Here is a 14,236-nt window from a genome sequence, read left to right on the forward strand (position 1 = left end):
TTATATTGGTGTTCAGCCTTGGGTTGCCGGCCATAATATGTATTCCTCCTAAATGAAATAATGTAGCCCCTTAAAGATACCAACTTTTTCGGCCAGAATTTTAATGCAACGGACTTCAAGCGAGGAAAAAAGCTCCAAATAAAAGAAAATCCTTCCCAATATGTTCGATTCTAGGTATTTTGAAGGAAAACTGTTGACCAATGTCGAATGATTAAAAAGATAGTCATCAAAAAGGCTAACAGCAAAAATGTATATGGAGGAGTATATGGAGGATTGAAAGCAGTGAAGAAAGATTGTTTTATTTTTGACGTCATTAATTCTTATGCTTTCCATGTTTATAGGAGCATCTGCTGCTGCAGGAAATGACATTAAAGTTATGATAAATAGAAAATAATGGGTTATTAAAGATGATGTGGCTCCACTTCATCGAGGTGATCCAGGCTTTAGCAGTAGGCTTAACTGCTTAATAATATTGTCGGGAAGAACTGAGAGGAAGAGGGTTCCAATTATTTTACATTGTGATGTTCCCCCAAATACATACCATGCTTGTTTTTTTTTTCAATCAGTTAGAAGGCGATTATGAATAATGGTTCAAGATTAGTGGTGATTTACCCCTAATAGAGTAAAATATGAACATCTGATACGGATAAGAGATCCTCTGAATGGATTAACAGCAATTGATAGCAAATTTTCAATTAAATAAAAGGTGAGGAAAAATATTTATGTATACTACTCAGGATATGCTTATAGAGGAAATAATACAAATTAGGACCGAAATAGAAAATGGGGTGAAGCCTTATAATCTAAAAGCCATAAGGCGTTGTGAAAAAATAGAGAGAGAGCTTAACTCCAAGGAATTCGATGCAAGATCTTTAATTAAAGAAAAATATAAGATACTAAAGATAAAGAAAATTATTGATTCAGCAGAAAAAAGGCAAAATAATAAAATAATTACATTATCGATTTACTTAATCTTAGGCTTCGAATTGATGTTAATCTTTTATAAATTCGCTTCACCAGCTAATAATTTCTTGTATAATCTTTTTTTCTTTATGTCACTTGCAGTACTTGGTTATTTAGGGGCATTAACGCATCTATATACAAAAGTTTTTAGAGCTACAAATTCTTTTGAACTCCGTGCCTTACTTGCATTGATCTTCCCTATAATATTTTTGAATATTTGTAAGATTGAAAACGAGCAGATTACTGGAGTATATCTGGTGAATTTAATTATTTTTATTGGAGGTTATAATACGGAAGTAATATTTGGTGTTTTAAATAAACTAGTTGATATGGCAAAAAAAGCAGTCAATATTCCTGATAAAGATGCTGGAATTGGATTAAGGAGCCATTCCTGTAATGAATTAATTTGAGGTTTGAATAAAAAGAGCGTCTCCTGTATGCTGGGTTCCGAATGGTCGACATTCATTCCCTAAGTTAGAAGGAGGACGCTCAATATGAAGTATAAACAATCTAAGAAACAGAATCAACGTATTGAACAAATTACCGAAAATACACTGGTTATCGGTGCAGACATCGCCAAAGAAACCCATGTAGCACGCGGGATCGATTTTCGTGGGATCGAATTGGGAAAAGATTGTGTATTTAAAAACGACCGTTCAGGTTTGTTAAAACTAGTATCGTGGATGAAGGAACTTCAACGGCAACATGCCAAGACTGACGTCATCTTCGGCATCGAACCAACCGGACACTACTGGTTTACCCTGGCTGAGTTTCTACAGCATGAGGGCATTAAACTAGTTATCGTAAACCCTCATCATGTTAGCAAGAGTAAAGAACTTGAAGACAATTCACCAACGAAAAACGACTACAAGGATGCCAAGGTTATTGCAGATCTCGTTCGTAACGGCCATTATTCGGAGCCCCGGCTTCCAAAGAGCGTTTATGCGGATTTACGCATCCTCATGAATCATCGAGAAAAGGTTATGTTAAACCTGGGTCAAGTCCAAAGACGGATTCAAAATTGGCTCGACCGGTTCTTTCCTGAATATCAAAACGTGTTTGCTGACTGGGAAGGAAAAGCCTCTCTCATCACGCTTGCAGAATTTCCTACCCCGCAAGAAATTGTAACACTTGGAGCTTTCACAGTTTTGAAACGGTGGAAACAAGAGGTTAAACGGGCGGTTGGCATGAAGCGAGCAGAGAAACTGGTTCAAGCAGCTCAGGACTCTATCGGCCTCACAGAGGGTTTAATGGCAGCCAAGATTGAATTGAAGAACTTGCTGGAGCAGCATACTTTGTTTACTCGGCAGATAGACGACATCATGAGACAGGTGGTAGAACTGCTTGAACAGATCCCTGGTTCGGAAGAAATGCTAACGGTTCCTGGGGTTGGAGTCGTAACATTGGCTGGATTTCTGGCCGAGGTAGGCGATCTCAAAGGATATAATCATAGTCAGCAGATTATACGGCTTGCGGGCTTTAATCTAAGGGAGAACAGTTCTGGGAAGAAGAAAGGGAAGTCCACGATTACCAAACGGGGACGGTCTCGACTTCGAGCTTTACTGTTCCGTGCGATGATGCCCATGGTGGCAAAAAATACAGAATTTAAAGCGCTGCATCACTATTACACGAAACGAGCCCAGAACCCGCTAAAGAAGAAACAATCTATTGTAGCCTTATGTGGAAAACTCATTCGAGTATTGCATACGTTGGGAACAAAACAGATACGCTACAATGCAAATGACGTATTGGGACCGGTACGCCAGTCTCAGCTACAGATGGTTGCTTAATTCAAACATTAACGATTCATCTTGCTTCACAGTGCTTAGACTTCAAACGCGACAAACAGAAGCACGGAGTAGCCGCAGATTTTTCATCATAAGGGCAACGACCCAGTAAAGGAGCAAGAAGCGGCATCCACCCCTTGAGAGGTAGAACGAAGGAATGTGAGGGCATAGACCCAGTGTGACATGGGAGGGTAAACCGTCGAGGGAATTGTGGATATCCAAGGTGCGATCATAGGTACCATCCACAGATTGGAAAATGTGTTCCAGGCTTTATTCCCGTCACCGGTTCCTCGAGAAAAATATGTCATAACAGCATGATATCCCCATCTCTTGAGAACATCGTGTTTGAGATTCTAAGAAAACGTGAGCAAATGAAAGAAAACATTAATTTATAGTGGGAGTAATGAACATGAGAAGAATCTTTAAGAACTTAGTTGAAGACGAAGAGTTTTTAACCGCTGCGATACATCAAGTCAGGGTTTTTGTTGTGGAAAACCATGAAGGACGTAAACGGGTAGTGGATTATGGTGGGCCAATTCGGAAATACACGCCAGAGTTTGTCAAGGTATCGGATACATATTACAACAGAGCTATTCATGAGTTTAAAGTACAAAAAGAATAAAGTATTTTGAGCGAGTTTATTGGGGGAGAACCAGATTTAATAGTCAGACAAAGAGCATACCTTTTAAATTAGAACTTAAATGGATAGAGATTACATTTTAAAACGAAATTCATAGATGATAGATTTCCTTGATCATAGAGTATGATTAAAGTGTGGGGTCAAGTTTGGGATGTTGGAAAATATATAGGTTTGATTGCTTCAACACTGTTATTTTTAATATTGCTTATTCTTCTTATTTGGTCTGCTTTCTGGGATAAATTTAATGATTTTGGCTATCTTCTGAAAGGTATGGTGTTTTGGGGATTTGTTACCGTTGCCTTTTACTACTCTATTTTTCCTCAATGGCAGCCAGACGTTCCAGCCACCCGCTCTACCAGTAACACGTTTAGTACAGGAGGAATATTACTCGGAAATTCCATCACCAAACCAGCCGATGATAAAGTCCAGGTCAAAGACACTAATGGCCAAACGGGCTTTGGCAACGTAGGAGCAAGCGGATTGGATAGTCCCGGTCAGGATAGTGTAGCAGATAAGGATGATCTACAGTCTCTTTCGTACAGCATTTCATCTATTAATGCTCATTATTTCTTTCCGAACAGCGGTGGCAATGGTTATTTAGCGATAGCTCCTGGCGATCGGGTTGAAACATCCATCGGTGAGCAAACACTCTACTTAAGCATTTATACGCTGCAATCTTCGGCATTTCTATTATGCAATACACATTTTCTTGTTAATTACTATTCGTCATTAGAAAATTTGTATACATCATCGTTCAACAAACCACAATCATAATATCGATTGTTCAAAGAAAATATTAAAAAATATAGTTATTAGTGGAGGATTTGAGATGATGGAGAGGGAAATTAAGAAGAATGAAGAATAATATGAAATCATCATTATGGATCAATCATAACTTTATGTTTATATGGTTTGGGAATATACTATATAATTTTGGGTTTCAAATTTATATTATTTCCCTTCCTTTATTTATAAATCATTCCACTGGCTCTGCTTTAGCAATGAGTACAATAAGAGCAATTGATATTTTACCAAGTATTCTGGCTGGTATTTTCGGTGGGGTGATAATAGACCGAGTTAATCGAAAAAAAATGATGATATTAACTACATTAATACAATTTTTAGTTTTATTAAGTATCATAGCTCTTGTGTTTATGAATGAAGTAGAGGTTTGGCAGCTATACATATTAGTCTTTTTTCTATCTCTTGGTGGATATACCTTTTGGAGTTCACATACATCTGCGCTACCTCAAATTTTAACCAAAGAACAACTGATGGATGCAAACTCTATAATATCGTTAACCAGTACATTAATTACTATGATTGCACCGGGTTTTGCGGGTTTTATCATTGCTTCATACTCATATATAACAAGCTTATCTATTTTTTTATTCTGTTTATTAGGCGTATTAGTATTCACACTCTTTGTAAAGATACCCGATCAAAGAGTTAACTCACATAAAGAAAGGAATTCATTTTGGAATGATTTAAAGGAAGGCTTTTATGTACTTTATAGCGAAAAATATATAATGACCCCGACAATAGCAATTTTAATCAAAAATTTTGCTAATAGTTTGATCATAGGAATTATACTTTTTTATGCAGCAAATGGTTTAGGAGCCAATGAGAAGCAGATTGGTCTTATTTTTAGTATTGCAGCACTTGGTGGGTTGATTAGTTCCTTAGTCACTCCTAGATTGCGAAAATTCCTCCCAAGGGGGAAAATATTTCTTCACTCTATATTAATTGATGTAATTGGAATGATTGGCGTAACTCTCTCAAGTAATTGGTGGATGATGGCAATTTCATTTTTTATTCGTTCCTCTGGAGTTACTATGTCAAATATCGTATACTCAACTATTAGACAGGAGGTCACACCTAATCATTTGCTAGGCCGTGTAGCTGGAACTTCATCAATGTTAATGAAATTAACCATGCCGTTGGGGTTGTTGGTTTCGGGAATATGGGCAGAATTTCTACCCATTAAGTATTTATTTGTTATTGCTACTGTTGTTATTGCTACTTTATATTTAGCTTTAAGAAAGCATTCTTTTGTAAAAGTTAATTAACATCAGTGTACATTGTATATCTAGATAAGTAATTTTAAATTAAGTGAGGTTGGCAAATAGCATGAATATTATAAATGTATTAGATAACGGTTATGTTCGTCTAGTAGACCACATGGGTTCAGATTTAAGTATTGTTAATGCAGCAAGAGTCTCTTATGCTAAAGAATCTAAAGAGTTTAGTGATAGAGATGCACGATTAATACAATTTCTTGCTAGAGAGGGACATACGTCACCCTTTAGACACGCTGTTCTGCAATTTGAAATATATGCACCCCTGATGGTTGCAAGACAATGGTGGAAATACATTATTGGATCTGCTCATTACGAAGGAACAGGGGATAGTCTTGAAGCTTGGAACGAATCGAGTAGGAGATATGTTACAGAAGACCCTACATTTTATATACCTTCATCTACTGAATGGAGGAGTAAACCCAAAAATAGTAAACAAGGTAGTGGAGATATCATTTCATGGGAACTTGGAGAGGTATACACCAAGAAGTTAATGGAATACATTGAAATAGGCATGAAGAATTATGAAGCAGCACTGGAATCAGGAATATGTGCTGAACAAGCGCGATTGTTTTTGCCGTCATATGGTATGTATGTTCGTTGGTATTGGACTGCATCACTTCAATCCGTTAGTCATTTTCTCAATCAACGTCTTGCTCATGATGCCCAGCTAGAAATCCAAGAATACGCAAAAGTTATAATGAGTTTATGTCGTGAGTATTATCCAAATGCCCTTGAAGAGTTAATTTCAACAAAGTAATTAATTCAAACAATATATAAATCGAGTAGAAGGGGGCGCCTAGCCCCCAACCTCACACCACTGTACTAGCCCGCTCGTTATACAGCGATTGATGAAATATTCCGCAATAATCAATATTTCTGTCCAACAGAATTAGTAAACTAGTTTTAATTTCGTGCGATGAATCGAACTACAAGCAATTCGCAGTACTTCTTCCTTGCATTTCCCCATTCATATGCTTTTGCCCATGAGACACTGTACGCTGTTCTCGGCCGTTCCCACTGTTTCCAGAGACACACATGCGTAATCCTCTTGGACCCATTCAGCCAGTTCTTTGAAGACTCTTGTGGTATCTAACAATCTATACTATCCACAACATCCTGTTAGATACTGTTTTAGTTCCTTTATCCATATTTATATCGCATTGGACTTTTCCATGAGGTTATTTTTTTGATCCTTGTCTTTACTCGATGTATGGATTTTTCGACATCTTAACTTTCGGCTCTTCTTTGTCCCAACTAAACGTGAATCAAAGAACTTTCGTTTCCACGGGCGGTCCACTGTACTTTTCGTTTGGTTCACATTGAATTTTAATTTTTGCTCAATTGTGCGAAGAATTCTTCACTCGCTAATTTGCCTTCCAGGTTCACGCTAGATGATCACAACCGTCCGAATAGAGGATGATTCGGGGTCGAGCTTATTCAAAGTGTGGACTTAACTTGCCCTTACAGTGTTCTTCCCTTGTAGACCAAGCGAAGGACACACGACATCTCTTGCCCTTCGAAAGTTCCAACCTTCTGAGTACCCTCGCAAATTCAACGTTACCCCAGAAAAGCCCCTTCAGGTTTATACTTTCACTGTTAACATTCGAAATGTAAGTCTTTCATTCCTATTTCTTATGTTTATCCCTTCTGCAGACTGTTGCAAAGTCTACTAAGCTATGGAACTTGCTAACTTTCTATAGGTTCGATCCTTGAAATTATTGCGTTTGATATCGCCAATAAAGTAACCGTCAAACTCAGCCCACCTTCAACGATTTAAACTTCCATGAGAGAATGAAGTAACTAAATCAAGGAGGTTGTCTCATGACGAATAAAGAGCGACGCTATCAAGAATGGGTGGTACGTATTGCCGAATATCAAACCAGCGGCCTTACGATGGCAGCGTGGTGTCAAACCCACTCGCTTACGAAAGAAAAACTGAAATATTGGATACGTAAAGCAAAACCAAATGCTACGTCACATCCTCTTCCTCATTCTCCTCGCTTTGTGTCCCTTACAACAACCAAAGACATAGAATGCTCTAGTTCTTCACTTGTTGTCCACATTGGAAGAGCCAAGATTGAACTTCGTGAAGGATTCAATCCACAGCTACTTCGTGAAGTTGTGCAAGCATTGGATGTGGATGACGTCTCATGTTGACGTTACCCAGCTCCGTTCAAGTCTATCTAGCTTGTGGATCGACGGATCTACGCAAATCTATCGATGGACTGGATCCCTTTGCACCTTCTTTATTCGCCTTTTGCAATCGCGATCGCAACAAACTTAAAATTCTGTATTGGGAACACAATGATTTTTGGCTATTCTATCGCCGTCTTGAACGAGGAACGTTTCATTGGCCCAATAAAAACAGTGAACCTGTAACCATCACTAGCCGCGAGTTCCGTTGGCTACTTGATGGGCTTTCGCTAAGTCAACGACAAGCTCATCCGAAAGTGACTTCATGAGGTGAGTACCGAAACACCATGAGGCATTAAAGGCGCTACCGCCCACAGAGGACAAGAGGCAAACGACAGCTCAGCAGGGCTAGAAATTTTGCAATCAGCTTTTTAATATTGAATGCGAACTGAAGTGAAGGAGCATCCCCCGAAGAGCGTTACACTATCCGCCAGGAGCGAAGTCTCCCGGTATTGGATGCTTATTTGGTATGGCTATGTCAAGAACGATTGTGATTGGAAGAAAAAACTGGCTCTTCGCAAATACGCCTCGAGGAGCAAAAGCTAGCGCTAAAATTTAATTGAAACAGCGAAAAAGACTGGACTAAATCCGTTAAAGTATCTCATGTATCTGTTAGAGCAACTTCCGCAGTTGCCAGATCCGAAAGACCCTGAGGCATTGGACAACCTGTTGCCTTGGTCAGCGTCACTTCCGTTAACTGCAGAGTATTTAAAGCCTAATCTAGCATAGCCCAGCCCTCATCTTGTTGAACAGGTGTGGGCTGTTTGACGCTTACCTAATAAAAGTATTATTGTTAATTTTATTCCAATAGGAATATATTTCCTTTTATTGATCTCTATATTATTATATAGTAAAATAAAATATGTAAGAAATGGGTGATTTACTGTTGGATAGAATATCATTAACTGGAATGGCATTTTTTTGCTAAACATGGAGTATTTCTAGAAGAACAAACATTAGGACAGCGTTTCGAGATAGATGCTGAATTATTATTTGAAATGTTAGATGCGGGAAAGACAGATGACCCTCTTAAAACTATAGATTATGCAGAAGTGTATCGTTGCATTGAGGGTATAGTAACTAAGAATGCATATAAGTTAATTGAACCTGAATTTCGAAAGTAACATCGTCTGAAAAACAAGAAAAGGGCTCCAATTCTTTGGTAGAATGGTGTTTGTCCAGAACATCACCTACAAAGAAAGGAGCACCTTTTAGATGAAGTCTACCACACCCGTCAGCAAAATCAAGACCGAATTTACCTTGCAAAACGCCTCAAATGTTGGAGGAAGCAAAATCTTTCTGGAATATCTCGAAAAAATCAAGCTCGGTAAGGCTTTGCAGAATTTAAATTGTACCAAGCAAGGCAATTCCCTGTTCCCTGTTTTCCGCATCCTGCTCTATCTCATTGTCGGCTGGATACTCGGATGCGAACGCCTCTTTCATTTCCGCAGGCTGCAACATGACGCGCTCATCCGGCGGTTTCTCGGCGGGCGCTGTCCGCATCACACCCTGCTGTATAAGGAACTGGATCGACTCAGCAAGACCCGCCCAACCTTAACGCTGGATTTGCGAAAGCTGAATCAGCAGATTATTGCACCCTGTCTGCCTTCTGAACTCATCGTGGACCTAGACTCCACGGTAGAAACGGTATACGGTCACCAAGAGGGGGCGGCAGTCGGCACGAATCCCCACAAACCCGGACGTAAAAGTTACCATCCGCTGATGGCGTTTGAGGGCCAGTCGCGCCTGTGCCTGAATGCAGTACTGCGTGCTGGGAATACGCACGCTTCCACCGATGCAGCCGCCTTCCTCCGTCAGATCTTTGAGTTGCTTGGTGACCGTCCGGTAAAGTACGCCCGGTTTGACAAGGGATTTGGCGGCGAAGACTTCTACAGCCTATGGGAAGCCAAGCGAATCGGGTATGTCGGGAAATTGAAATGGACGCAGCGACTTCAGGCCGAAGTAGGGCGATGCCGCTACTGGAAGCGGTTTGTCGATGAGGATTGGGTCATCGAGGGGATCACCCTGATCTACCAAGCCACCTCATGGAAGAAACCGCGCCGCGTTGTGGTGATTCGTAAAGCGCAGGTGTTTGACGGCGATCAAGCTCGGCTTCTCCTCGATACGGACTGGCATTACGAAGCGATCGTCACCAATCTCGAGTGGGAGCCGATCGACCTTTGGCGCTTTTACAACCAGCGTTGCTGCATGGAGAACTATATCAAAGAAGCCAAACGCGGCTTTTCCATCGATCGAATCGCTACCGGTGACTTTACCGCTAATGAAATCGACCTGCTCATCAAGCTGCTCGCCTACAATCTCTACGAGAGATTCAAGCGAGACTGTTGCGAACCGGTCCATCAAGGGTATACGATTGCCCGGTTCCGTCTAGAGTTTTTCCACTGTGCAGCTACGATGATTCAGCATAGCCGACAAGTCGTTCTGAAACTGGCTAAAGATTTCGCGAACCGCTGCGCCTGGCAACGTATCGCCGCCAAAGTCGCTGCCTTAGAATGACGTTTACCACAAATTAACATGGAAACCGTTTAGCCCTGTCTTATGGGGAGGGGGAAAGACTACCCTCTTTTCAGAATCGTCGCGTAATCCACTGGGTATTTCCCTGTTTATTACAGTTGTTGCCTACTAATCCTGCTACAAACTGGCCACCATTATGGGCTTTCGAAATTCAGGTTGAAACACTTGCTCATGAAATAGCTAACTCAATATTGGAGAAATACGGTCTAGTTAAAGGAGTAGTTTTAACAGTTTCAAAGCCAAGTGCCCCAATACCAGGCATTTTCAATAATGTGAGTGTCACGCTTACTAGAGAGAGAAGCTTAATGAGGGGATGTGAGAACGATTAGAAAGACGATCATCATGGGGATATTAAATCTCACTCCAGACTCTTTCTCAGATGGTGGCGCTTACTATAATGTGGATCTTGCATTAGAACGCGCAAATACAATGATACTTCAAGGTGCAGATATTATAGATGTTGGGGGAGAAAGTACCCGTCCAGGAGCTGAAAAAGTTCACTCGGACGAAGAGTGGGAGCGGTTAAGAGATGTTCTGACCCAGTTCAGAAAAGATAAAAGAATTACGGTTTCTGTTGATACGTATAAATCAAGCGTTGCAAGTAAGGCAATAAGTGCGGGTGTTCGTATTATTAATGACGTTTGGGGCGGTATGAAGGACCCGGAAATGATCCCTTTAATAGCAAGTTCAGATTGTAAATACATTTGGACTTATAATAATGAAACACCAATTTTTAACAATGTTATAGATGATTTAAATCAATGGACTGAAAGGATAATTATTGAGTGCTCCAAAAGGGGAATGGATTCAGACCGTTTATGGATAGACCCAGGAATAGGATTTAACAAATCTCATGTTCAGAACATGCAGATTCTTGCTGGCTTGCAAAATTACTGTTCAAACTTTAAGGATTACAACGTTGTTTTAGGAACAAGTAGAAAAAGTGTTATCGGTAATATCCTAAAAGTGCCCCCATCTGATCGGTTGGAAGGTTCCCTTTGTACAGTTGCATTAGGTGTATCAGCAGGAGTTTCTGTTGTTCGTGTACATGATGTTCTTCAAACAAAAAGGACTTGCGAAATGACTGAAGCAATATTAGCTTATAGTTGATTTTAAGGTTAGGGGCGATTATATGATTGCTGAATTTAAAGGAGTGCTTCCAGGACAAGAAATTTTTTTTACCACTCAAGAAGAACTATACTCTGAACCAGATTGTGCACTAATATTTGCTTTTTATAATAGACAGATTATATTTACTCACCATAAAAAAAGGGGGTGGGAGCTTCCGGGAGGGAAACGAGAAAAAAACGAATGCATAATTCAAGCCGCATTACGTGAACTACTTGAGGAAACAGGAGCAGAAGCAAAGGGGATTGAAACTATTGCACAATATAAAATTTGTGAATTTAATGAGTTGGTATTCACAAAAAATATATTTATTGCAGATATCAGTAGGATTCATGAAAGAAAGGAAATATATGAGACTGATAAAATCATGTTAATGAAAATCCCCCCTGAACCTACTGAGATAATGAATGACAGGAGTTATAGTTTGTTATTAAAAGATAAGGTCTATGAATTAGCATTATCAATTTGTCAAAATCACAGGTTTTTAAATAAAAAATAAAAATATTAAATATATTGAGGTGCTATATTTGGAACTTAATACAAATAATGAAAAACTTATTTATACACTTAGAAACAAAGTTTTGAAGAAAGATGAAAAAAGAATCCTAATCGCTAGCCTGAATGATTCCAAAGAAAATGAAGATAATTATACTCGATTGAATTGCAAAGGATACGGGAGAGTCAGAGTCTTTAAAAATTTTTCTATTCATTTCAGTTTGGAAAACCAACAGACTCGGAAACCGTTATTTAGAGGTCATCCACCAGTTGAAGAGTTACGTACACAAGTTTTTCAACTTGCAGCTTGTAATTGGCGTTGTTGGTACTGCTTTGTTGATTTTGAACTATTAGCGGGAAATCCTAAATACGGTTCTTTTTTTACCACGGATGAATTAATTGATATGTACTTAAGCGAACCTAATTATCCAGATGTTCTTGACTTATCAGGTGGACAGCCTGATATCGTTCCAGAGTGGTGTTTGTGGACAATGCAATCGTTGGAACGTCGGAACATGAAAGGGAAAATTTATGTCTGGATGGATGATAATTTAGGGACTGAAACATTATGGGAGGTGCTTACTCCAGAAGAAATAGAATATATGGCAACGTTCCCTAATCACTCTAGAGCATGCTGTTTTAAGGGATATGATGACGTTTCATTTAAGTTTAATACAGCGGAGAGGCATCTTGATTTTAGTACACAGTTTAATATATTCAATAGATTACATAAAGATGGATTTGATCTTTACGCCTATGTTACATTGACTAGTCCAAAAGGAAATGTTACCCGAAAAAAAATATCTGATTTTATAGATCAGTTACAAAAAATCCATCATAATGTACCCTTAAGAACAATTCCTTTAGAAATTCAACCATTTACAGCGATGTTATCTCGTAAAAATGATGTACAAACTGAGTCATTAGTAGAACAAGAAAAAGCCTACTATTATTGGTGGGAAGAGATGACGAAGAGATTCTCTAGTAGTGACTTGGAAAAACCATATGATCAAATTTCTTTATTGTAAGAGGACTTATCTCTTTAAATAAAATTAAAGTATAAGGGGGGGTTATATGTCGTATAAATCAATTTTAAATTACATTTCATTATTCAATCGAAACGACAAAAAACAAAATCTGCAATATATGCAAAAATTACTGGAAGAAATGGGTGATCCACATAAATATATCAAATATATTCATGTAGCTGGTACTAATGGAAAAGGTTCTGTAGTGAGTTATATTGGTAGTGTTTTAGCAGAGTCTGGTTATATCACGGGGATATACACCTCTCCTCATATTGAACGTTGGACTGAAAGGTTTAAAATAGGGAATCAAGAAATAAGTGAAGAAGAATTCATAGCTGTCGCCGAACTAGTAAAGCAGAAAGTTATTGAGCTTATGCAAAGTGGTGCAGGAGAACCCACAATGTTTGAGTTTCTTACAGCAATGGCTTTTCAATTTTTCAAAGATAAAAATTGTGACTTTGTTGTCCTTGAAACTGGCATGGGGGGAGAAGTTGATCCTACCAATATTGTAGAATCAACAATAGTATCAGTTATTACTAAAATTAGTTTAGACCATAATAGTTATCTTGGAGATACCATCGAGAATGTGGCTGCTAAAAAGGCAGGAATAATAAAACAGGGTATTAAGACAGTATTATATCCCCAGGATATCTCGGTAGAAAAAGTTGTTGAGAAAGTTGCTAGTAGACTTAAATCTAGAGTTCACAAACCGAACTTCGATCAAATTATTGTTAATGAGAAATATATTGATAAACAAATATTCTCGTATAAAAACTATCAGAATATAGAGGTCTCTTTACTAGGTAAACATCAGATTGAAAATGCTGTTGTAGCTTTAGAAACTTTAGAACTATTGAATAACATGGGTATAGATATTTCTGAGGAGAACATAAAAAAAGGTATTTCGAAAGTTAGTTGGCCTGGAAGAACAGAAGTTTTAAATACAGATCCTCTTTTTATACTTGATGGAGCACATAATCTAGACGGAATTAAGGTTCTAATTAATTCATTGAAGGAATACTTCCCTGATAAAAAACTAATATGCATATATGCCGGTTTAGAGGGGAAAGACAATAATGAAATGATAAAACTAGTTTCTCAAGAAGCACAAGTAATCTACTTTATCGATCATAATCATCCTCGAGCAATACCATCAAAAGAATTACTACAAACTGGTTTGAAATATTCCCAAAATGTAAAAGCATGTAACTCTATTGAAGAAGCTATAAAGGAAAGTATATCCGGCATAGGTCCGGATAGTTATGTTTGTGTCGCTGGCTCAGTTTTTTATATTAAAGAGTTTAGGGATTACTTTTCTAAAAAATATACTGAAACACTGTAATTTTTAAGTGAGGTTGATGAACCCTGACACGTGCACACTCCTCG

Annotated in this window: 15 protein-coding genes and 1 pseudogene; all 16 read left to right on the plus strand. The window is 38.6% G+C overall.

Features of this window, described 5'->3' with window-relative positions; all coding sequences use genetic code 11:
- Positions 1-722 precede the first annotated feature (722 nt).
- Complete coding sequence (locus BFJ94_RS24770; protein WP_120464983.1) at positions 723-1,373, plus strand: hypothetical protein; 651 nt, start codon at positions 723-725, stop codon at positions 1,371-1,373.
- 84 nt (positions 1,374-1,457) lie between these two features.
- Complete coding sequence (locus BFJ94_RS24775) at positions 1,458-2,753, plus strand: IS110 family RNA-guided transposase (RefSeq protein WP_120460554.1); 1,296 nt, start codon at positions 1,458-1,460, stop codon at positions 2,751-2,753.
- 406 nt (positions 2,754-3,159) lie between these two features.
- Entirely contained in the window at positions 3,160-3,372 is a 213-nt protein-coding gene (locus BFJ94_RS24780) for a hypothetical protein (protein WP_120464984.1), read from the plus strand.
- A 141-nt stretch (positions 3,373-3,513) separates the two neighbouring features.
- Entirely contained in the window at positions 3,514-4,164 is a 651-nt protein-coding gene (locus BFJ94_RS24785; protein WP_162944394.1) for a hypothetical protein, read from the plus strand.
- Positions 4,165-4,244: 80 nt separating this feature from the next.
- Entirely contained in the window at positions 4,245-5,459 is a 1,215-nt protein-coding gene (locus BFJ94_RS24790; RefSeq protein WP_120464986.1) for an MFS transporter, read from the plus strand.
- Between the two features lie 61 nt (positions 5,460-5,520).
- On the plus strand, positions 5,521-6,228 hold the full coding sequence (thyX, locus tag BFJ94_RS24795) for an FAD-dependent thymidylate synthase (RefSeq protein WP_120464987.1): 708 nt from the start codon (positions 5,521-5,523) through the stop codon (positions 6,226-6,228).
- Between the two features lie 1,064 nt (positions 6,229-7,292).
- Positions 7,293-7,628 (plus strand): IS66 family insertion sequence element accessory protein TnpA, encoded by a 336-nt coding sequence (gene tnpA, locus BFJ94_RS24800; protein WP_120464988.1) that lies wholly within the window; start codon positions 7,293-7,295, stop codon positions 7,626-7,628.
- Positions 7,622-7,933, plus strand: a complete 312-nt coding sequence (gene tnpB, locus BFJ94_RS26245) for an IS66 family insertion sequence element accessory protein TnpB (protein WP_120464989.1) — start codon at positions 7,622-7,624, stop codon at positions 7,931-7,933. The genes tnpA and tnpB overlap by 7 nt, the downstream gene beginning before the upstream one ends.
- A 212-nt stretch (positions 7,934-8,145) precedes the next feature.
- Positions 8,146-8,393 (plus strand): annotated as a pseudogene (locus BFJ94_RS26010) (transposase domain-containing protein); the annotation flags it as partial.
- A 176-nt stretch (positions 8,394-8,569) separates the two neighbouring features.
- Complete coding sequence (locus BFJ94_RS26250) at positions 8,570-8,788, plus strand: dihydroneopterin aldolase (RefSeq protein WP_120464990.1); 219 nt, start codon at positions 8,570-8,572, stop codon at positions 8,786-8,788.
- A 91-nt stretch (positions 8,789-8,879) separates the two neighbouring features.
- Complete coding sequence (locus BFJ94_RS24820; protein WP_120463466.1) at positions 8,880-10,181, plus strand: IS1380 family transposase; 1,302 nt, start codon at positions 8,880-8,882, stop codon at positions 10,179-10,181.
- Between the two features lie 119 nt (positions 10,182-10,300).
- Positions 10,301-10,528, plus strand: coding sequence for a dihydroneopterin aldolase (locus BFJ94_RS26255; protein WP_369126915.1), 228 nt, complete (start codon positions 10,301-10,303; stop codon positions 10,526-10,528).
- Positions 10,515-11,309, plus strand: a complete 795-nt coding sequence (folP, locus tag BFJ94_RS24830) for a dihydropteroate synthase (RefSeq protein ID WP_162944396.1) — start codon at positions 10,515-10,517, stop codon at positions 11,307-11,309. Before BFJ94_RS26255 ends, folP begins: the two co-directional genes overlap by 14 nt.
- Positions 11,310-11,331: 22 nt before the next feature.
- Positions 11,332-11,826: an NUDIX domain-containing protein gene (locus BFJ94_RS24835; RefSeq protein WP_120464993.1), complete on the plus strand. Its 495-nt coding sequence runs from the start codon at positions 11,332-11,334 to the stop codon at positions 11,824-11,826.
- Between the two features lie 28 nt (positions 11,827-11,854).
- A complete protein-coding gene (locus BFJ94_RS24840) occupies positions 11,855-12,850 on the plus strand; it encodes a hypothetical protein (protein ID WP_120464994.1) in 996 nt (331 codons plus the stop codon).
- A gap of 46 nt (positions 12,851-12,896) precedes the next feature.
- Positions 12,897-14,192, plus strand: coding sequence for a bifunctional folylpolyglutamate synthase/dihydrofolate synthase (locus BFJ94_RS24845; protein ID WP_120464995.1), 1,296 nt, complete (start codon positions 12,897-12,899; stop codon positions 14,190-14,192).
- The last annotated feature ends 44 nt before the right edge of the window (positions 14,193-14,236 follow it).

This window comes from Paenibacillus aceti, assembly GCF_003614185.1.
GTDB classification, from domain to species: domain Bacteria; phylum Bacillota; class Bacilli; order Paenibacillales; family Paenibacillaceae; genus Fontibacillus; species Fontibacillus aceti.